The organism is Flammeovirga sp. AWQ4_249, assembly GCF_056161045.1.
In genome coordinates, this window is record NZ_JBSWYJ010000046.1 from 1 (window position 1) to 20,642 (window position 20,642).

Annotated in this window: 16 protein-coding genes and 1 pseudogene; 7 read left to right on the top strand and 10 right to left on the bottom strand. The window is 32.1% G+C overall.

What is annotated here, in order from left to right; translation table 11 throughout:
- Window positions 1–101 (bottom strand): annotated as a pseudogene (locus tag ACXAHM_RS22005) (homoserine kinase); the annotation flags it as partial.
- A gap of 320 nt (window positions 102–421) precedes the next feature.
- Entirely contained in the window at window positions 422–2,884 is a 2,463-nt protein-coding gene (gene thrA / locus ACXAHM_RS22010) for a bifunctional aspartate kinase/homoserine dehydrogenase I (RefSeq protein ID WP_474964971.1), read from the bottom strand.
- Between the two features lie 308 nt (window positions 2,885–3,192).
- On the opposite strand from thrA, the gene ACXAHM_RS22015 reads away from it, so the two are divergent.
- Together ACXAHM_RS22015 and ACXAHM_RS22020 are read left to right on the top strand one after the other, a co-directional pair.
- Window positions 3,193–4,557, top strand: a complete 1,365-nt coding sequence (locus ACXAHM_RS22015) for a saccharopine dehydrogenase family protein (protein WP_474964974.1) — start codon at window positions 3,193–3,195, stop codon at window positions 4,555–4,557.
- A 227-nt stretch (window positions 4,558–4,784) separates the two neighbouring features.
- Complete coding sequence (locus tag ACXAHM_RS22020) at window positions 4,785–5,426, top strand: MarC family protein (protein WP_474964977.1); 642 nt, start codon at window positions 4,785–4,787, stop codon at window positions 5,424–5,426.
- A gap of 71 nt (window positions 5,427–5,497) precedes the next feature.
- On the opposite strand, the gene ACXAHM_RS22025 is transcribed toward ACXAHM_RS22020, so the two are convergent.
- The gene (locus ACXAHM_RS22025) at window positions 5,498–6,103 is read right to left on the bottom strand and encodes a hypothetical protein (RefSeq protein WP_474964981.1); all 606 of its coding nucleotides are present in this window, start codon (window positions 6,101–6,103) and stop codon (window positions 5,498–5,500) included.
- Window positions 6,104–6,335: 232 nt separating this feature from the next.
- Here ACXAHM_RS22025 and ACXAHM_RS22030 point away from each other — a divergent pair, with 232 nt between their 5' ends.
- Window positions 6,336–6,704, top strand: a complete 369-nt coding sequence (locus tag ACXAHM_RS22030; RefSeq protein WP_474964984.1) for a hypothetical protein — start codon at window positions 6,336–6,338, stop codon at window positions 6,702–6,704.
- A 77-nt stretch (window positions 6,705–6,781) separates the two neighbouring features.
- Here the strand turns inward: ACXAHM_RS22030 and ACXAHM_RS22035 are convergent, their stop codons facing one another.
- The gene (locus ACXAHM_RS22035) at window positions 6,782–7,654 is read right to left on the bottom strand and encodes a dienelactone hydrolase family protein (RefSeq protein WP_474964988.1); all 873 of its coding nucleotides are present in this window, start codon (window positions 7,652–7,654) and stop codon (window positions 6,782–6,784) included.
- A 153-nt stretch (window positions 7,655–7,807) separates the two neighbouring features.
- Between ACXAHM_RS22035 and ACXAHM_RS22040 the strand changes: the two genes are divergently transcribed.
- The 3 genes from ACXAHM_RS22040 to ACXAHM_RS22050 all read left to right on the top strand — a co-directional run bounded on the left by ACXAHM_RS22040 (window position 7,808) and on the right by ACXAHM_RS22050 (window position 9,975).
- Window positions 7,808–8,596, top strand: a complete 789-nt coding sequence (locus ACXAHM_RS22040) for an alpha/beta fold hydrolase (RefSeq protein ID WP_474964992.1) — start codon at window positions 7,808–7,810, stop codon at window positions 8,594–8,596.
- A gap of 106 nt (window positions 8,597–8,702) precedes the next feature.
- On the top strand, window positions 8,703–9,023 hold the full coding sequence (gene trxA / locus ACXAHM_RS22045; protein WP_474964996.1) for a thioredoxin: 321 nt from the start codon (window positions 8,703–8,705) through the stop codon (window positions 9,021–9,023).
- 103 nt (window positions 9,024–9,126) lie between these two features.
- Window positions 9,127–9,975, top strand: coding sequence for a helix-turn-helix domain-containing protein (locus tag ACXAHM_RS22050; protein WP_474965000.1), 849 nt, complete (start codon window positions 9,127–9,129; stop codon window positions 9,973–9,975).
- 56 nt (window positions 9,976–10,031) lie between these two features.
- Here ACXAHM_RS22050 and ACXAHM_RS22055 read toward each other — a convergent pair whose 3' ends face one another.
- From ACXAHM_RS22055 to ACXAHM_RS22080, 6 genes are all read right to left on the bottom strand, one after another.
- Window positions 10,032–10,754: a tetratricopeptide repeat protein gene (locus ACXAHM_RS22055; RefSeq protein WP_474965003.1), complete on the bottom strand. Its 723-nt coding sequence runs from the start codon at window positions 10,752–10,754 to the stop codon at window positions 10,032–10,034.
- Between the two features lie 316 nt (window positions 10,755–11,070).
- Entirely contained in the window at window positions 11,071–12,087 is a 1,017-nt protein-coding gene (gene pdhA, locus ACXAHM_RS22060) for a pyruvate dehydrogenase (acetyl-transferring) E1 component subunit alpha (protein ID WP_474965007.1), read from the bottom strand.
- A gap of 173 nt (window positions 12,088–12,260) precedes the next feature.
- The gene (locus ACXAHM_RS22065) at window positions 12,261–12,884 is read right to left on the bottom strand and encodes a hypothetical protein (RefSeq protein WP_474965009.1); all 624 of its coding nucleotides are present in this window, start codon (window positions 12,882–12,884) and stop codon (window positions 12,261–12,263) included.
- A gap of 4 nt (window positions 12,885–12,888) precedes the next feature.
- On the bottom strand, window positions 12,889–14,076 hold the full coding sequence (locus ACXAHM_RS22070) for a GlmU family protein (protein WP_474965011.1): 1,188 nt from the start codon (window positions 14,074–14,076) through the stop codon (window positions 12,889–12,891).
- 230 nt (window positions 14,077–14,306) lie between these two features.
- Complete coding sequence (locus ACXAHM_RS22075; protein WP_062619101.1) at window positions 14,307–14,549, bottom strand: type B 50S ribosomal protein L31; 243 nt, start codon at window positions 14,547–14,549, stop codon at window positions 14,307–14,309.
- Window positions 14,550–14,683: 134 nt separating this feature from the next.
- Window positions 14,684–19,621, bottom strand: a complete 4,938-nt coding sequence (locus tag ACXAHM_RS22080) for a lamin tail domain-containing protein (protein ID WP_474965015.1) — start codon at window positions 19,619–19,621, stop codon at window positions 14,684–14,686.
- A gap of 283 nt (window positions 19,622–19,904) precedes the next feature.
- Between ACXAHM_RS22080 and ACXAHM_RS22085 the strand changes: the two genes are divergently transcribed.
- Window positions 19,905–20,591, top strand: a complete 687-nt coding sequence (locus ACXAHM_RS22085; RefSeq protein ID WP_474965019.1) for a Crp/Fnr family transcriptional regulator — start codon at window positions 19,905–19,907, stop codon at window positions 20,589–20,591.
- Window positions 20,592–20,642: the final 51 nt, after the last annotated feature.

Consider the following 20,642-nt stretch of genomic DNA (forward strand, 5'->3'; position numbering starts at 1 on the left):
TCGATTTCATCACCAGGGCTATCTACGGCAAAACCTAAGATATCAAAGCCACAAGCTACGTTAGCCACTGTAGCAGGGGCAAATGCTTTTAGTTCTTTCATTATAATTTGTAGTAGTTAGGGTCTACTTTCAACCATGGTTCTTCTTCATTTTTGTCTTGAAACAAAAACGAAGCAAAAAATTCAAGACTGTGAATCTAAAAGCTAAATTTTATTCCTTTCACCTAAATGATTTTAAACTCGCTTTGCTCAAACAAAAAATCATTCTTAACGGCTCAATATTTAAAATTCTTTACGCTTTTATCTTCAAGGTCGAAGTATAAGGTCTAAACTTTCAACTTCTTAAATACTTTTATAAAATATAATGAGGACGTAGTTAAAACCACGTCCTCAAAACTAAGAACTAGAAACGTTCTTAATTCTTAATTAATAAGGAAGTTTCCAATTGTAATAATCTCTGCAAATACTCCAGCAGCGGTTACTTCTGCACCAGCACCAGGTCCTCTGATTACTAATGGCTCATTAAAGTAACGACGTGAAGTAAATACAACCATATTATCAGAACCTACCAAACCATAGAATGGATGTGTTGCGTCAACTGCTTCTAAACTTACAGTTGCTTTACCCTCTTCATCAAGAGTTGCTACCATTCTTAGTGCTTTACCTTCTGCTGCTGCATCTGCTCTTTGTTTTTCAAAAAGATCATTTGCCTTTTCTAATTCAACGAAGAAATCATCAACAGATTCAGCATCCATACATGCTTGAGGTAAAATTGGCTTTACTGTTACGTCTGATGGTTCCATATGATAACCTGCTTCACGAGCTAAGATTAAGATCTTACGTGCTACATCCACTCCTCCTAAATCATCACGAGGATCTGGCTCAGTATAACCCATCTCTTTAGCTGATTTTACCAACTCCGAGAATTTCATTCCTTCAGCAAAAGTATTGAATAAGTAAGATAAAGTACCTGAAAGAATACCTTCAATCTTAATGATCTTATCACCTGATCTCTTTAAATCTTGAAGAGGACCGATTACAGGAAGACCTGCACCTACGTTTGTCTCATACAAGAACTTCACTCCTCTACGTTTTGCTGCTGCTTGGCATTTCAAGTAATATTCAAGACTACTTGAGTTAGCAATCTTGTTTGGTGTAGTAATTGAGATAGAATTCAATAGAATTTTTTCGTATAACTTCACCGCATTATCACCAGCTGTACAGTCTACAAATACAGAGTTAGGCAAGTTCATTTCAATCATCTTCTCAACGAAACCTGCAGCACTTGAAGTTTCTCCTTCAGCTAAAATTTCGTCTTTTGGTAATGAAATATCTAAACCTGCTTCATTGAAGATCATCTTCTTTGAATTGGCAGCACCTACTACATTCAAACGTAAATTACGCTCAGTCAGTAAGTATTCTGCCTGATCTCTCATTTGAGTAAGTAATGTATTACCAATCAAACCAAGACCTAACATAAACACGTTCAACTCTGCCATATCTGACAAGAAGAAGATCTCGTGCAATGCATTTAATGATTTATATAAATGTTTCTGCTCTATAACCACAGAAACGTTTAACTCTGATGAACCTTGAGCAATAGCGGCGATGTTTACACCGTTTTTACCCAATGCACTGAATAACTTTGCAGCTACACCAGGACGATGCGCCATATTCTCACCAATGATAGCAAGGATAGATAAGTTACTTTGAACTTCTACAGGATTTACTTTCCCAGAAGCCATTTCATTAAAGAATTCCTCTTCAATTATTTTCTTACTTTCGGCACCATCTGAAGGAGCCACCGCAAATGTAATGGTATGCTCTGATGAAGCTTGTGTAATTAAGATCATCGATACACCACCTCTCGCTAATGCACCAAATAATCTAGATGAAACACCTGGAACACCAATCAAACCACTTCCTGAAAGTGTCACCAAAGAAATTTCTTTAATAGAAGAGATACCTTTAACTGGCCAATCTTCCTGTCCTGATTTACTTGTAACTAAGGTACCAGGGAAAGATGGATTAAATGTATTTCTAATTCTTAAAGCAATATTCTTTTTGATCGCAGGCTGAAGTGTTGGAGGATAGATTACTTTAGCACCAAAGTGAGACATCTCCATCGCTTCTTCATACGACAATTGTTGTAATGAAAATGCAGTAGGAACGACTCTTGGATCTGTAGTCATTACACCATCAACATCAGTCCAGATCTCGATTTCTTTCGCATTTAATGCTGCACCGAAAATTGCTGCAGAATAGTCCGACCCACCACGACCCAAAGTAGTTGTTTCACCACTTTCTGACGACGCAATAAATCCAGTAATTATCTGCATTTTATCTGCTTCTGCAAAATGTTTTGTGATTGCAGAATTAGTTGTTACAAAATCAACTTTTGCTCCACCAAACACGCTATTTGTACGCACGATTTTACGTGCATCCAATTGTTCAGCAGGAACGCCTTCTTGTGTTAAATACTCAGCAATAATATAAGATGAAAGGCGCTCACCAAAAGATTGTAAAATATCCAAAGAACGTAAAGACAACTCTCTCAAAAGGAAAATACCTCTTAAAATGTCTTCTAGATCGTTCAACTGAAGTTTCACGAACGCAATGGTTTTACTTTGTCTACGCACTTCAATTAACTCACGAATGGCGGTTAAATGAGTAGACTCAATATCTTTTAATAATGACTTATAGGTTTCGTCACCTGACGCTGCTCGGTTTCCTACTTCTATGAGCTTGTTTGTTATCCCGCTCATTGCCGATACCACAACCGCAACTCTTTGTCCGCTTTGCTGGTAATCGGAAAGGATATTGGCCACTTGTTGGATATTCTTCGCACTTCCAACCGATGTTCCTCCAAACTTGAGTACTTTCATCCTTTTCGTGTTTGCTAGTTCATAAGTATAAACAATTCGCAATAAAATGCGAGTTAGGTTATAAAAGTAGTATTAAAATCAATGAATCACCAACAATTTGATAAATGAAAGCACATCTTTTTTATAAATTATCAGTAATTCGACCTTTTTTTCTAAAATTTTTCATTTTTAGAGGAGAATTACTACGCTTTCATTAAAAATGTAAAAACAACACTAATTTTAGTTTTTCCTTTTAACCAAAAAACAATTCTCCTATTTTTACCTTACATATTAACACAGTGTACTAAGGTTACACATAATAAACACACATGAAAACAATTATCATCTTAGGTGCAGGCCGTTCTGCATCTTCTCTCATCCAATATTTATGTTCACATGCTGAAGAAAATCAGTGGACTATAAAGGTGGGAGACTACCAAAAAAAGCTAGCAGACGAAAAGATCAAAGGGTTTGAGAATGTAGCATCAACATTTCAGTTTGATATTACCAATGAGGAACACCGTGAAAAATATATTTCTCAGGCTAATATTGTCGTTTCTCTACTCCCTGCCCGTTTCCATATTGAAGCAGCGAAAGTAGCCGTAAAACATGGTGTACCATTGACTACTGCTTCTTACATCACAGATGAAATGCAAGCATTGGGTGAAGAAGCTGAAAAGAAAGGAATTATTTTATTGAATGAAATAGGATTAGATCCTGGTATCGATCATATGTCTGCCATGAAAATGATCGAAGAAGTGAAAGAGAAAGGACATTCTATTGAAGGATTTGAGTCTTTCACAGGTGGATTAGTCGCTCCTGAATCTGATAATAATCCTTGGAATTATAAATTTACATGGAATCCTAGAAATGTAGTTTTGGCAAGTCAAGGAGGTGCTGTTCGTTTCTTACACAATGGAAAACATAAATACATTCCTTATAACAAAGTGTTCAGAAGAACAGAAAGAATTGAAATTGAAGGGTACGGAAAGTTTGAAGGATACGCCAATAGAGATTCATTAAAATATGTAGGGAAATATGGTTTAGAAGGAGTACCTACAGTATATCGTGGTACATTAAGAAGACCTGGATTTTGTAGAGCGTGGAATTGTTTTGTGACTTTGGGAGTTACAGATGACAGCTATGAAATGGAAGATACTGAAGACATGACGTATCGTGAATTCATCAACTCTTTCTTAAGATATAATCCTCATGATTCTGTAGAATTAAAACTGATGCAATATTTAAAACTATCTCAGGATGATCTTGAAATGGAAAAACTAGAATGGTTGGATATTTTCAGTGATAAAAAAGTGGGATTACCTAAGGCTACTCCAGCTCAGATTCTTCAAAAGATATTGGAAGAAAAATGGAAATTAGATCCAGAAGATAAAGACATGATTGTGATGTATCATAAGTTGTTCTATAAAAAAGGAAAGGAAAATATTCTTAGAACGTCACACATGGTTGTCAAAGGAAAAGACCAAACGTACACAGCCATGTCTGATACTGTTGGTATACCACTTGCCATTGCCACGAAGTTGATTCTAGAAGGTAAAATTACCAAAACAGGAACATGTATTCCAATTCACAAAAATATCTATGAACCTGTTCTAAAAGAATTAGAAATATTGGGAATCACTTTTACCGAACAGGAAATAGTGATGAGTCCTCAAGAAATGTCAAGTTTATAAATGATGCTGTCAAAGAAGAAATCTTAGTAGCTGATGATGGTCAGTTTATGAAACTAGATTGTTTCTGGAAGGTGAAGTAATCAAAAGAACTGTAAACTTAAAAATATAGACTATTCAAGCGAATTGGATAGTCAATTTTTATATTATCAGATTTTAAATATTATGTTTCTAAATACATTCTCCTTTTCTTTGTAATCCAACATACATACTAGTCTATAAAAAAGAAAATGAACGAAGTACTTACATATGCCTTATTGGCATTCACCTCATTTTTTACACTAATTAATCCGGTAGGTATTATGCCGGTTTTTATGACGATGACTAATCAATTATCTCGTCAAGAAAGGAAAAGGACTGCACTTAGAGCCTCATTTATTGCATTCTGTTTCTTGTTATTTTTTGCATTGACAGGTCAGTCATTATTCCGATTTTTTGGAATTTCAATTGACAGCCTTAGAGTAGTTGGAGGTATGATTTTCTTTTTAGTAGGATTCGATATGCTTCAAGCTCGTCTTGGATCAGTAAAAGTAACTAAAGATGAAATTCATGAATATGTAAAGGATGTAGCCATTACTCCATTAGCCATTCCAATCATTTGTGGACCAGGATCTATTGCCAACTCTATTATATTAATGGATAATGCAGGTGATGACCCAATGAAAATTGGAGGACTCATCTTAGCAATTACAGCAGTACTTGCTATTACTTGTTTAAGTTTACTTTCTGCAAGTACTATCATGAAAGTAATCGGTGACACCGGTAATAAACTAATGCTTCGTTTGATGGGACTTATCGTTATGGTAATGGCTGTTGAATTCTTCTTTGCAGGATTAGGACCATTGGTAGATCGATTTATTCTGAAGCAATAAAGCTCCTTATATAAAGAAACCCTTCAAAATTTCATGTATTTTGAAGGGTTTCTTTTTTATTCTATTTATTATTAGTTGAAGTAAGACTGTAGTTCTTGACTTCTTTTTGATACTTCATCATCTGACAATTCTTCACCAATATACCTTGGTTTGATTTGCACTTGAGAATACCATCCAGCAACACCATCTTGGTGAATACCATAGGTATAAATAGTTAATTGATTCATATTATCAATCGTATCTACTTTTTTCTCAAATAGCCACTGATTATCTGATGCTTTATTGATTTTCCACCCTTCAGTGCTACTTAAAGTTGATTCCAATTTCTTCACGCTGCTTTCTACTTCATCAGCATAATCAGATCTAAAGATAATTTCTACTTTTTCAAGTCCACCATCTTTATATTTAGGAATCATGTAAGCATTCTGATCAAAGAATTTCACCATGTATTCACCATTTGAATCCATCTGACCAGAAAGTTCTTCTTCAATATATTTTTCTACTTCAGCATTTTCCATAGTTAAATAAAGACCTTTATAAATCTTCATATGATTTGCAGTTGCTGAATTTTCAGATGTTGTAGTCGATTTTTTTTCGTCACCTTCTCCAGGAGTAGTCGATGCAAAAGAGAATATTGAAATTAAAGCTAAAGAGATTGTAAATAGCTGTTTTTTCATTTTCTAAATTTATTTGTTTGTGATTTTTAAGCAATAAACTTTATCCATTACATTTACGGCTATGACGATTTAAGTTTCGTGATTCGATTGATAAATAGTATTATTTGACTATTTTTAAGAAGACTTATAAAATGAACCTCAACAAAAGGTGACTCTTGTCAACACAGCTAAGTGTAAGTGATTGATTATTAATCAATTTGACTACTAATTTAACAACTAAACAGTAACTGAAATGAAGAAGTATTTATTCTTATTAGTAACACTACTTATTACTTTAACATCTTTTGCTCAAGAAGCTAAGAAAAACAAAGTTCAACGTAAAGCACAACAATTCGCTGAAGTTTTAGCTTCTAAGTATGATTTAGATGAAGCAAAGACTGCTTCAATTTATGAGCTAAAATTGGACATGATGAAAAAATCAGGTAAGCTTAATAAGCAAAAGAAAAGTGGTGAAATTACAGTGGAAGAAGCAAAAGAGACAGCTAAAGGTTACAATAAAGAAATGAACAAAAAACTTATTGAAATTTGTAGCGTAACTGATAAAAAGGCTTTCTATGCTAATCAAAGGGAAGCAAATCAAGCCATGAAAGAGGTACAATAAGAATATCCTCTCAAAAGCTAAAAAGGTCACTTTCATTTAGATATGAAAGTGACCTTTTTCTATGTGAAAATTTATGGCTATTTAAACGCTTTCTTTAAATAAAGTAATGCCTCACGGTTTGCATTTTGAGCATCTTTTTTCATATATCTTTCTGATGTTGGATTAGCAAAAGCATGATCTGCATCATACATTTTTACAGTTAGATTTTTCTGTGCTTCTTGCATATGATTTTCAAAGTTAGCAACAACTTCAGGATTAATCCATTTATCTTTTTCAGCAAAAATCCCCAATACATCACAATTCAATTGAGCTAATCGAGAAACATCATCTACTGGCATTCCATAATACATCACACATCCAACCGCTTGTTTCCCAACAATAAGAGCAGATTGTAAAGACCAACCTCCACCAAAACACCATCCAATAGTAGCTATTTCTGCATCTTTACCTACATAAGCTTGAGCACCACTAATAATAGCTGCAGCACGTATAGGATCACATGCTTTCATATATTTGGCTGCTTCTTCTCGGGTAGTCCCTACATTTCCATCATAAAGATCTAATGCTATTACATTGACATTTTTCAATTCTTTGGACAAACGATCAGACTCACTTCTCACATAATCATTCAAACCCCACCATTCGTGAAGAACAAATAGATATTTGTTTGATTTTTTAGAAGCAGGTACATAATAAGCATTTCCTTGTTTGCCATCAGCGACATCGAATGAAATACTTTTCCCAATAAAATCTACAGAAGCTAGTTCTCTTGACATTGCATGAGCATTTCTAAAAGCAATCTCATTTGTAAATGCAGCAAATTTATGAGCAGCTTCAATATCAGCATGACAAAGCACTACTTTTTGGGGTTTACTAGGCTCATGTAAAGCCAAGAGAGCTGCAATTGAGCTAAATAAAATTAAGAGAGAAGTAAAAGTTGTTGTTCTCATTGTAATAATAAATAGTTGGTTGTTTTAAAAAAGATTAATTTCAATATAACTGAAAAAAATCTTTGTTTGTTTAAACAGCAAAATAAAATTGTATTTCATTCTTTATTGAATATTATCTTTACAAGAATGTTGGATTAAAATTAATTTATTAAGATGCTATCGTACACAGATAATAAAATAGAAAAACCTGCAATCGTTTTCATTCATGGTTTTTGTGAAACAAAAAGAATTTGGAATAATTACATAGACATATTCAATTCATATTATCGTGTAATTTGTATAGATCTTCCTGGTTGCGGTTTAAGTCCAAAATCTTCAAAAGAGCAACCTTTACTTAGTGACTTTGCAGACGAAATACACGCAACATTACAATCTTTAGACCTTCAAAAATATACTTTGATTGGACACTCACTAGGAGGATATGTTTCTTTAGCTTACGCAAAAAAATATAATAATTTTCTAAACGGGATCTGCCTCTTTCATTCTTCCATTTTTGAAGATGATGAAGCTAAAAAAGAAGTACGTAAAAAAGCAGCAGAGTTTGTTAGAGAAAATGGTCTAAGAACATTTATCGCTCCAATGATAGGTAATCTTTTTGCCGAGAAAACGAGAAATAATCATAGAGATGATATTCAAGATATCATTGAAACAGCCTGTAATGAAGAAGTAGAGACAATCGCAAAAATTTCTTTAGCTATGGGTTTAAGAGATGATAGCACTGATCTTATAAAAACACTCAACTTTCCTTTCTTATTTATTGTCGGAAAAAAAGATAATGCAGTACCACTACGTAAAAGCTTAGAACAAATTCATTTACCTAAAGATAGTCATATTTTCATCAAAGAAGATGTTGGACATATGGGAATGTTTGAAGCAAAAGTAGAAACACAACAGGTTCTTTTAAACTTTCTTACTTATGCTAATAATGTAATAATGCCATAAAAGGAAAACTTGCAAAACGTTCGGGGATAAACGCATAACACATTCTTTAAAGAATACGACATCTTTGTATTGTTCGATTAGATAATCCATTTAAAACATCAATACTATGAAAAAGATCAACAACTTTGAAGAATATAATCAACTAGTAAACGAAAGTAATAAACCAATTCTTTTAGATTTCTATGCTGATTGGTGTGGGCCTTGTCAGGCAATGCTTCCGACTGTAGAAAAACTTTCTGATGAATTCAATGGACAAGTAACAATGCATAAAGTAAACATTGAAGAGGTACCAGAACTAGCGAGTCTTTATAAGGTAAGAAGTATTCCAAATTTAGTTTTTATCAAAGAAAAAGAAGTGGTAAAAACACATGTTGGAATGGCTGCTGAAAAAGAATTAAGAGCTCACCTTGAAGCTATTGTAAACTAGTACTTTAAGGTATAAAAGTATATTTTTTCTTAAAATCTTTGTAAAGCGAGTAGATATCTGTTTCTTTGATGATAGCTACTCGCTTAACCTTATTTTTATACCTATGAAATTTTTAAAATCAACCGGCGAATATCTAGAAATTAACGATCTCAATAACGAACAAGATGTATCGCTTTTCAACGACAAAAGTGGTAAACTAAGCGTAATTTGGTTTACTGAAGAAGAAAGTCAATTAAGAATCGACGGAAGGTTATATACGTTCTGTCCGAATGAAATTATTTTCCTAACTGAGTTTCATCAGATCGAAGAAATTAATATTAAAAGAGGTAAACTACTTCGTTTTAATAGACCCTTCTATTGTATCTTAGATCATGATACAGATGTAGGCTGTAAAGGAATACTTTTCTTTGGTGCTTCTTCACTTCCAAAAGTAAACTTATCTAATAATGACGGTGAAACACTGATGTCATTATGGAAAATATTTGAGTATGAAATGATATCATCTGATGATCATCAGTTAGAAATGCTGCAAATGCTTTTAAAACGTCTTCTGATTCTTTGTACTCGATTGATGAAGAAACAAACTTCCTTATCAACGTTAGCCGAAGATAAACTTACGGTCGTCAAAGAATTTAATTTCTTAGTTGAATTACATTTTAGAGAGAAAAAGTCCGTTGGAGAATATGCAGAAATGCTTAACAAATCTCCTAAAACACTTTCTAATGCTTTTAAATTATTAGGCCAGAAAAAGCCTTTGCAATTTATACAGGATAGAATTTTATTAGAAGCTAGACGACAAATCATCTATACTGATAAATCAATATCTGAAATTGCCTATGAACTTGGGTATGATGATATTCAAGCTTTCAGTAGATTCTTCAAAAAAGCTCAGGGAGTAAGTCCTAGTGATTATAGGATAAACAACACTGAGAAAAAAGAAATGTCAATATAAAAAAAGGCTATCTTCTGTTATGAAGATAGCCTTTTTTAAAAAGAAAAGATTTATAATTACTTAGCAGATAAAACTGCTGCAAATTTCTTAGCATCATTTACTTCTTGAGCTTTTGGATACTTTGCTACAATATCATTGTAAGTATTTAAAGCTTTAGCATCATCACCTGCAGCCTCATAAGTAAATGCCAACTTCATCATGTAAGATGGAGTAAATTCTTTGTTTGGCTTGTAAGAGATTGCTGACTTGTAAGCTGAAATAGCTTTGTCATATGCCTCTAACTCAACATTTGCATCACCAACTAATGCGTAAGCACGACCTTGTACTAAATCATCATCAGAAGAGAATGCTTCTAAGTGTGAGATTGCTTTGTCAAACTCACCTAATCTCATATATGAAACACCAGCATAATAGTTTGCTAAATTAGCTGCTTTTGTTCCACTATATTGATCAGCAATTTCTAAGAAACCTCCTGTAAGGTTACCATCGCCGTTTAATGCTTTTCCTAAAGAGTCTTTTTCAAAATAGAAAACCGCTGGAGAAAGTTCTGTTTGAGCTTCAGTATTATCTTTCTCGATCTTTACTCCATAAAAGAAGTAACCAGCAATTACTGCTACAACAACTCCTAAAACAATAAGAACAACATTCTTGTTCTTCTCAAAAAAATCTTGAGATTCTACTAATCTATCCTGTAAAATCTCAGCACTTTCGAATACTTCATACTCGTTGTGCTCCTCATTCGTAGTACCTTTCACTGTATTGTGTTTCTTTTCTTTCATGGTCGCCATATATATAAATAGGTCTTTGCCTAAAGTTTCATTATTTATCAGTCGGCAAATTTAAAAAATATTCCCCAAACATAATATTTTTAAGGTGTGTTTGTACTTAAAAATGATATTTAAATCTAATTTTCTTTAAGTAAAGGTAAGTTTTTTAGTAAAAAGACATATTTATTAACATAAAAAATAGATTTTAATGAAACCTTCAACATAACACTTTACACACTAACACGAGAAACATCAAAAAATTAGACCTTTAATAACAAAAAAAGGCACCCAATAAATGAGTGCCTTATATCTTTAATTCTATGGATTCTTATGAATCTAAGAATGGATAATCTGGTTCTACATATACATCTGTATACGCTTCTGAAGCCTCTGGCCAAGGAGATTCTTCTGCAAATTTAACTGCATCTAATACTTTTTGCTTTAACTTCTTGTCAAACTCTTTTAACTCTTCTGCTGTAGCATAACCTTTCTCGATTAATTTGTTTTTCACTTTCTCGATTGGGTCTTGAGCTTTATACTCTGCAACTTCCTCTTTTGTACGGTATTTTGCAGGGTCAGACATTGAGTGACCTTTGTAACGGTAAGTTCTGAACTCTAAGAAGTAAGGACCTTTACCTGCACGGATATGAGCAGCAGCCTCTTCCATTGCAATATGAACTTCTTCTACATCCATACCGTCTACTGGACGAGATGGAATATCATAAGCTGCACCTAATTCATATAAGTGAGTTACGTTTGAAGTACGCTCAACTGAAGTACCCATTGCATAACCATTATTTTCTACAATAAAGATTACTGGTAACTTCCAAGCCATTGCCATGTTAAATGCTTCGTGCATTGCACCCTGACGGATTGCTCCATCACCAAACATTGTTACACAAAGGTTTTTAGTTCCTTTATATTTTTCACCAAAAGCGATACCTGCACCCATTGGAATTTGAGCACCAACGATACCATGACCACCAGCAAAGTTTACTGTTTTGTCAAAGATGTGCATTGAACCACCTTTACCTTTTGTAGTACCAGTAGCTTTACCATACATTTCAGCCATTACAGCACCAGGATCAGTTCCTAACATGATTGGGTGAGCATGGTCACGGTAAGCAGTGATATAATGATCATCCTTTGTTAATGCTGATACTTGACCTGCAGCACAAGCTTCTTGTCCAATATATAAGTGACAGAAACCTCTGATTTTTTGCTGACCGTACAACTGTGCAGTTTTCTCTTCAAAACGTCTTACTAATAGCATGTTTTCATACCATTCCCAGTATTGCTCTTTGGAGAATGCACGTTCTTCCTTTTGTACTTTTTTCTGAGCCATCTCTTACGGTTGTTGAGTGTTAGCGTCCTCTTTCTTACGATAAGAACACTAAAAGATATTTTTAATTTTTCGTTTTCACCCCAAATCTGCTAATAAATCGATTAAAAAACAATCTTAACTACCTTCAATTATTTGCTATCCCTAATTTTTAATCAATTCTCCTAAAATCTTTATCATTTATTATTGCTGATCTTCATCTCCCAAAGCATTTTCTCACATGTACAGCCCGTTCCCATCTGAAAAAGTGAAATTTTCTCAAATTCAATTTCTTTTCCCAAATCAACAATACATGTTTTACTTTCACCCTGCCCAATTGTGATATGAGGTTGATAATTTTCAAATGCATTTTCCTCATAAAAATTGTTTAGATATTCTATGCCTGAAAAAGGAATTTGAGGATGAGTAATTGCAAAATCTTTATTGTACTTTAGATCATTTACCTTTTGATGATAAGCTTTCATTAAAGTTGCAACAGAATAATGAAGATGTTTAAGAGGATCATTTAATGATAAATTCCAACCAACAGTATTTACATTATGCTTATAAATTGATGTAATGTTTAATGTTGATAATTCATCTAAATCCAAGACTTCAAGATAATCGGTCAATTTTTCCACAAAACGATGATACTCTTCTGCTTTTATTCTAAGCATAGAAATCGTTAAGTGAGGAATTGTTCGATCTAAATGAAGATTTAAATGTGATTCCTTTAAGTTATCATTAATCGATATTATTTCTTCTTGAATATTCTTTGATGGAATAAGAACAAGATCTAAAGCTAAATAGGATGTAGACATTGGATTACATTCTATCGAACTTACTTAATTCAAATACTTTTTCTAAAATTTGTCGATCATAAATGGTAAAATCTGCTTTTCTACGAGCAAATACTCTTTCGGCAATCTCTACCATTTTATCTAATTGAGCGACATCATTAGAATCAATCCCGCCCCAAGCAAAGGAAGGAATATGTTTTGGAGGAAAACCACCACCAAAAATATGTGCTGAAACTCCAACTACTGTACCTGTATTAAACATTGTATTAATACCTGCTTTACAATAATCGGCCATCATCATACCACAGAATTGTTGATGCGTACTCTCGTATTTTCTTTCTTTATAGCTCCAGATTCTTACTGGACCATAATTGTTTTTTAAGTTAGAAGTATTTGTATCTGCTCCTAAATTACACCACTCTCCTACAACTGAATTACCTAAATAACCGTCATGTGCCTTATTAGAATAGCCAAAAATTACAGAATTATTGATCTCTCCTCCCACTTTACAATGAGGTCCAAATGAACAATCTTCTCTAATCTTTGCCCCCATATTGATTCGAGTTCCTTCTCCAATAGCACATGTCCCTTGGATAATGACTCCCTCTTCGATTACCGCATTTTTTCCTATATAAATAGGGCCTTTCTGTGCATTAAGAATAGCAGCACGTACTTCTACTCCTTCTTCAACAAAAATATTTGCTCTACCATAAACAACAGTATGCGGATCTTCAATATGATGACTTATTCTACCTCTTGTTACTTCTTCAAAATCTAGAATAATTTGCTCTCTATTATGCGTGAAAATCTCCCATGGATGTTTGATCAAAACGATCTCCTCTGCAGGAACTTCTATTTTTTCAAAATCTCCTGGCTCATCATTTAAATGGGAATACTTTTCAGCTGTATGAAGTACCAACAAGTCTTCTCCACAAACTAAACCCTGCCCTTCTTTTAATTCTTGAATCTTTTGAATTATATAAGGATTGGGACATAATGAACCATTAATATAATATTGGTCCGCTCCATGAACTACTGGAAATTTACCTTGAAGATAATCTTCTGTCAAAAAAGAAACATTCGTATTAAATGCTCTTTCCCATTTCTCATTGATTTTAAAAATCCCTACACGAATATCTGCGATTGGACGAATAAAAGTAAATGGTAAAAGTTTTACTCTCGTTTGAGGATTGTCGAATAATATAATATTCATAACAGTGGTGTTAAACCGATCGCTATTTCAATAGCAATAAAAAAACGGTTAATAATAAATAAATCATCTATCCTATCTAAAATAACCAATACAGTTTATAATGTGAAGGATTTTATGGATGAATAACGAACAAAAATGAATAGAACAAAGATGCAAGTAAGAAATTTAGACACAAAAAAAATCCACAACTTCGTAGTGAAATTGTGGATTTTTTATGGATAAAAACGAAATTATTTTTTTCCGTATCTTTTGTTGAATTTATCAACACGACCTGCAGCTGAGATAGCAGCTTTCTTACCAGTGTAGAACGGGTGAGATGCTGAAGAAATCTCGACTTTGAATAAAGGATAAGTTTCACCTTCGAATTCAATTGTCTCAGATGTTGCTACTGTAGATCCAATAAGGAACTTTTCGTTTGATGTCAAATCGTGGAATACCACTGGTCTGAAATCAGGATGAATGTCTTGTTTCATCTTATTAATATTTTTTACTTTTTCTGTAATCCCAAATCGAAATGCAAAAGTAATATATTGAAACTTATAACACAAAATAACTGACTATTAATTCGATAACATGTCTGAATATCTCGAAAAAAAAGCTAAATAAGTCAATTCCAAGGAGCTACACTTACAACTTTCACCGTTTTTTCTACTATTCCACTTCCATTTATTACCTCAAGATAAACTAAAAATTTCCCGACTACTCGAGCTCCATTTAGATCAATAGCATCCCAACGAATAAAATTTCCACTAGATAATTCATAATTATTCACCCATGGAAATATCAAATGACCTTGACTATCAAAAATCTCTAACCTCATTATTTTCACAACATTACTCCCTCTATTTTCTAATATTAGATAATCATCGACTCCATCTCCGTTTGAAGTGATTAGTGATGGTGAAAGTAATAGCTGATCCATTAATTGATCATTGGTAGAAGCTTTATTTTCTAGAAATCTTGAATTAATGAAAGTTGGTGTAGCAAATCCTACATCTTCAGTCGCAGAGAGCCAATTATTTATATTAGTAGAGGAAACATGATAATTTATTCGTTCAAGAGAAATATCTTCTGTATTATTTAAAAAAGATTGGTGTAGTTTATCTGAATACAAAAAAGTCTCAATAATTTCTTCCTTATACAATAGTACCACTTCTCCTTCTTCATTTGTAAAAGTAGGAATAGATATTTCAAATACTTTTTCATTTTCTAAATGTGGATAATAATTCTGTAATAAGGATTTATCGTCTGTAAATACATAATATCCTTCTTCAATCAAAAATAAATCACTTGAACTCAAGGTCACCTCTTCAACCAACTCTCCTTCTTTAATTCTTGCTAATGACCAATCATTTAAATTAATATACCCTTCTTCTACTCCTAAGTACAACTCGATGAAATCTGTATTTAACACTCCTGGATCATATAAAATTTCAGAAAGAAGTAACTTTTTCTCTTCATTTTTAAAATAAACTTTATGTTTAGTACGCGATAATCTATTCCCTAAACAATCTTTTATTCCTTGAATCTCAATTTCTAAATTACCTTTCTTATTATTATAAAAATTAATGGAAAGTATATTATCAATAACATTGATTTCACTCTCATCAATAATTTTTTCTCCTACTATCAAAGTTGATTGTGAATCGTAAACTATCTTTTCATCAAACATTACAGAAATCTGCGAATGATCTTGATCATAAATCACATTTTCTACATTTGGAGGAGAAAAATCATTTACCACTTCTAGAATAGAATTTTCTGATGAAGGAGTTCCTCCTTTTTGATCTAACGTTGCTTGCCAATTTTGACTACCCAAACACCCCACAGAAATATCTCTCATTTCAATAGACCACCCTCCATCTAGTTTTGAATTATCTTTATAGTAAGATCGATCATATGCTACAGAATGAATAAGTTTGTCATTTTCATTTTTCAATTGAACCAAACCTCCTTTATTGTTAAGATCTTTCCATGATTCAATACCTACGGCTTTTATTCCTAAGGAATCAAAAAAATGTTTTTTATCTAAAGGACACATTACAAGATATTCTCTTGGAAAAATCCAATTATCAGGCAGTTTTAGTACTTGATCATCTACTAACATCGTACACTTATCTAACCCTATGATCCTTTCCGAATTATTATAAAGTTCTATGTATTCAGATTCAGGTAGTTTGTTAATAGGTGAATGATTAATCATCAACTCAGTTATCAACAATTGTTGATAGTTAACCTTTGGTTTAATTATGAAATTTGTATTTTTTGATAAAATTTTGTTGTTGAAACAATCAAAAAAGTTATCAACAGTCAGAGTTATCAACATACCAGAAGGTAAATCATTATTTATTAGCAGTTCTAGAGTATAGTTATCAACAAATTTCCATTTATTCACAGAGTTACCAACATTACTAACAGTGTAAACTATTGTACTTTCTAAAGAATCACTATATACCTTTTCATTGAAGTAAATAGAAATTCTATTGTTATCAACAACATCTATATTAATTATGTTAGGTGAAAGCGAATCTTTAATTATTTCAAAAACTGAATTTTGAACTCCAAATGTACCACCACTTGTATCTTCTGAAGCCATCCAATTGATTTTGTGATCACAATTAAAAGTTAAGTCCCTTCTTTCTAACGAAAATCCTCCATTTTGCTTTTCTTTATTCTGATAAAAAGACAGATCATAATGCAATGAATCTATAATAGTGGAATCCAATCCATTTAATAAATAAATTTTATCTTCATTATTATTCAGAGTATTCCACTTTTTCACGCAAAAAACATTAGTATATTTTGACCATAAGTGAGCATCATTTTCTGCAACCAATACTCCATATTGCATTGGTGTTAATTGCATGTTCGGTAAGTCAATAATATGATCAGATATTGACAGCTTTAAACTCATGAGATTTAAAGTATCATCAGATCTATTATAAATTTCAATAGCTTCACCTAATGGTAAACCAACGCTAGGTGATGGGTCTATCAAAACCTCCGATAAAACAACTCGATTTGTCGCTTCTTTTAAAATTTTCTTGATAAATATAGATGTTAAAATTTCAGTAGCATTCCCTGCTTCATCTTTCACTCCTTTATCTATTTCTATAGAAATGTCATTCATCCAATTTTCCTTTTCAAATTCAATTAGAATCGTATTATCTTTCTTTCTTAAATTAAAAGAAAGACTATCTGAAATTTTTAATCTTCTTTGAAAGGAATTCAAATCAATATTCTCATCATAGGTTAGTTTTAAAATATGAGTATCTTCCCAATCATATAATAGTAATTTTGGAGGTTTTGTATCATAATTAAAAGTAAAAGAATAATCCTGAAGAGTCCGTCCGTTACAAGAATGAAGTGATTGTATATCTATTTTGTGATTTTCATTTTCTAAAAAAGAGTCTTTAAAAATAATCTGTAAGCTTTGTTCTTTTATATAAACATGTTCAACTGAATTATTAAAATCATTTTCTATCTGAGGAATAAATAAAGAAGACAAATATTCTTCAAATTCTAGAACAATAGTGTGGTCATTGAGGATTTCATAAGCTACTATTTCATTCACATCATTCTGAATCGTCAGTGAATCATTTCTTAGTTTAATTTTAATTGAATCCTCTTCATTAAAATGAGTAGAATATCTTATTTCAAATGTATTTTTACTTTTTTGATGTATTGAATTAAATAGTTTATTAGATCTTATCTCTTCTGTTGAAATACTTTTATTAGTCTGAATAATTACTGTAGAATCTGACTTAAAATATCCATTATAAATTACTTTATTAGAGTCTATTGAGATAACTAAAGTATCCTTAAGGTTTTGATTATCATCTTCAATATTAATTAGAGTCAATTCATCTGTTAGTACATGAAATGTTGAATTAGAGATACATTCTAAAGAAGAAGATTCTCTAGAAGAAGTTTGAAATGAAGAAATTTTATCATTCCATCGTACTTTGACCAAAGAGTCTAAATATCTAACTTCAACTATTTCAGGTGGAATCGTATCAAATTCAAATATCAGATTTTTAGAACTCATTCTATTTCCAAACAAATCCTCTATTCCTTCAACTTTTAAAGTATAAGATTGATTCTGATCAAAAAATCCATCTTCAAAAACCAAAGAGATAATATTTTGATTAACTTTCACATCTTTAGGAAAGTTATTTTCTCTGATAGTAAATTGATATTTAGTTAAAGTATGATCTGAAATATTTTCATTAAAATATAGAACAAGTAAGGAATCTGACGTAATATTTAAACTTTGATATCTTGGAGCCTTTTTATCATTATGAAATAGATAGTTAATATTATCTGTATTTCCAGGTTCATCCTTCAATTCTTTAATTGAAAGTAAATGATTTTTATTTACCCACAATGGTTCTGATAAAATTACTCTCCATGTATTTCCATCAATCAATGAAACACTTTCAACATCAATTGAATCTTGATCAACATATATATTAATTTGATTTTCAACCAAAGAATAAAGCTTTTCAGAAAAACTAAGATTCAAAATCAAATCATCATTGATAATTAAAGTATCCAAATGAGGCGGATAAATGTCTTCGACAAAAACAGAAAAGGTTGTATCTAGAAGCTGATTATCATATTTATCTCGAAAATCCTTTAGAGTTATATTATAAATAGAATCAATTTGAAATTCATTATTTAATTCAACTTCATTATCCTTGATAAAATAATAGTTAGGTAAAAGCTCAATGTCATTAAGGAAAATATTCCCTTGATATAAAGGGTCAAGGGACTCGTTAAAATACAGAGTTAATATTGATAAACTTTTTAAAGTATAACTTTCTAAAAATGGTGGTTTTATATCTTCTTCTGCTTCCTTTTTAATAAATCTATAATTATCATATTCAAAAGATTGACCTCTACTACTTGAAGAAAATAGCGATTGTAAACCTACATAAAAATGTGATGGTAAAATAGATACCTCAGTCACAACACTACCAACAAATACATCATTCAATATTATTCTCCATTCGCTTCCAGATTTCATCACTTTCAATGCATACCATTCTTCTTCAATGAATACATCAGAAAATTCAATTAATACTTCATCTTCACCATTTATTTCTTTCACCAAACGAATTGTATTAGATACCTCTACATAAACTAAGGTATCAGCATCAACAATAATAGAATCATTTTGAAATAACACTAACCTCGATTGATTGGTCCTTTGTAAATTGTCAGATACAGAAAAATGATGTTGAATAGATAAATACCACTCTAAAGTATCTTCTTCATTTGCAAAAAATTGCTGTTCATAATATGCATGCAGAGTTCTCACACCAGAACCACCTGATACGTCAGATTGTAAAGTTTTTTCGGGAGTAATAATATACCATCCTTCTGCTTCACTACCTGTAGTAAAAAGACTTCCTTCCCAATTTTCAATTGAATCAAATTGATCTTCAAAATAAATACTTTGACTATAGGAAAGGTTAGAAGAAAATAGAAAGTAAAAAAGTATACACAAAGAGTGCTTGTGAGATTGAGTCGTTAGTTTCATGAGAATAGTTAAATGAATCGTTATTTTTTTATAATTCTTAGGCAATTTAGTGATTTCTCTCATTAAAGAGGACAACATTAGTCATAAACAATTTGTACTGGTAACTATACTTTTGTAGTGGATAATTCTGATAAAAGCGCACAGTTGGGGGTCATTTTTACTCTCAGCTGTGTTTTTTTTATCAAAAAAAGTAACTAAAATCATCTTTTTTTAGTAAAACTCTAATTTTGATACTATTTTTAAGTCGCTTTTATCAGAATTATCCATTTACTTTAAACAAAAGATGAAATTGGTACAACCCTCTTGTGCTTGTAAAGTGAAGAGTAGCCAATCTATCTTTTCATGTCTTACCGCTGAACAACTTGAAAAGCTTCAGTCACATACATGTAACTTCTTTAAAAAAGGACAACCTATCTTCCAAGAAGATTCTATGCCTACAGGAGTATATTGTATTAGTGAAGGTCTTGTGAAAGTTACTAAGCTTGGAAGCAACGGAAAAGAACAGATTTTAAGAATCGCCAAACCAGGTGATTTTGTAGGCTACAAATCTCTTATTAAAGGGAGTCGCTATAGAGCTTCTGCCGTAGCTATCGAAGATTCATCCATTTGTCTCATACCTAAAGCTATTTTCATGGAGCTTCTTCATGAAAATGTTGAATTTTACCAGCAAATCGTCCACTTATTATGTGAAGTGATTGATAACGCAGAAACTAAAATTACTGACATCGCTTATAAACCCGTTCGTGGAAGAATAGCGGAAGCCTTATTGGTACTTGACAAAGCGTTCGTTGACAAAGAACACATCACGTTGACTCGTGAAGATTTAGCAGGATTAGTAGGAACGGTGAAAGAAACCGCCATTCGTATTATCTCTGAATTTAAACAGGAAAAGCTAATTGAAATCAATAAGAGAAGCATTAAAATTATCAATCCTGATGGATTAGTAAAAATTAGTCACCTCTATGATTAATATCCTTTAAAGGATTGATTTCATATGACAAAGTCATTAAAGTTTAAAAGT

Excerpts from the sequence above, each read along its gene's own strand:
- thrA (WP_474964971.1), bottom strand. The coding sequence starts at position 2,884 with ATGAAAGTACTCAAGTTTGGAGGAACATCGGTTGGAAGTGCGAAGAAT.
- ACXAHM_RS22015 (WP_474964974.1), top strand. The coding sequence starts at position 3,193 with ATGAAAACAATTATCATCTTAGGTGCAGGCCGTTCTGCATCTTCTCTC.
- ACXAHM_RS22020 (WP_474964977.1), top strand. The coding sequence starts at position 4,785 with ATGAACGAAGTACTTACATATGCCTTATTGGCATTCACCTCATTTTTT.
- ACXAHM_RS22025 (WP_474964981.1), bottom strand. The coding sequence starts at position 6,103 with ATGAAAAAACAGCTATTTACAATCTCTTTAGCTTTAATTTCAATATTC.
- ACXAHM_RS22030 (WP_474964984.1), top strand. The coding sequence starts at position 6,336 with ATGAAGAAGTATTTATTCTTATTAGTAACACTACTTATTACTTTAACA.
- ACXAHM_RS22035 (WP_474964988.1), bottom strand. The coding sequence starts at position 7,654 with ATGAGAACAACAACTTTTACTTCTCTCTTAATTTTATTTAGCTCAATT.
- ACXAHM_RS22040 (WP_474964992.1), top strand. The coding sequence starts at position 7,808 with ATGCTATCGTACACAGATAATAAAATAGAAAAACCTGCAATCGTTTTC.
- trxA (WP_474964996.1), top strand. The coding sequence starts at position 8,703 with ATGAAAAAGATCAACAACTTTGAAGAATATAATCAACTAGTAAACGAA.
- ACXAHM_RS22050 (WP_474965000.1), top strand. The coding sequence starts at position 9,127 with ATGAAATTTTTAAAATCAACCGGCGAATATCTAGAAATTAACGATCTC.
- ACXAHM_RS22055 (WP_474965003.1), bottom strand. The coding sequence starts at position 10,754 with ATGAAAGAAAAGAAACACAATACAGTGAAAGGTACTACGAATGAGGAG.
- pdhA (WP_474965007.1), bottom strand. The coding sequence starts at position 12,087 with ATGGCTCAGAAAAAAGTACAAAAGGAAGAACGTGCATTCTCCAAAGAG.
- ACXAHM_RS22065 (WP_474965009.1), bottom strand. The coding sequence starts at position 12,884 with ATGTCTACATCCTATTTAGCTTTAGATCTTGTTCTTATTCCATCAAAG.
- ACXAHM_RS22070 (WP_474965011.1), bottom strand. The coding sequence starts at position 14,076 with ATGAATATTATATTATTCGACAATCCTCAAACGAGAGTAAAACTTTTA.
- ACXAHM_RS22075 (WP_062619101.1), bottom strand. The coding sequence starts at position 14,549 with ATGAAACAAGACATTCATCCTGATTTCAGACCAGTGGTATTCCACGAT.
- ACXAHM_RS22080 (WP_474965015.1), bottom strand. The coding sequence starts at position 19,621 with ATGAAACTAACGACTCAATCTCACAAGCACTCTTTGTGTATACTTTTT.
- ACXAHM_RS22085 (WP_474965019.1), top strand. The coding sequence starts at position 19,905 with ATGAAATTGGTACAACCCTCTTGTGCTTGTAAAGTGAAGAGTAGCCAA.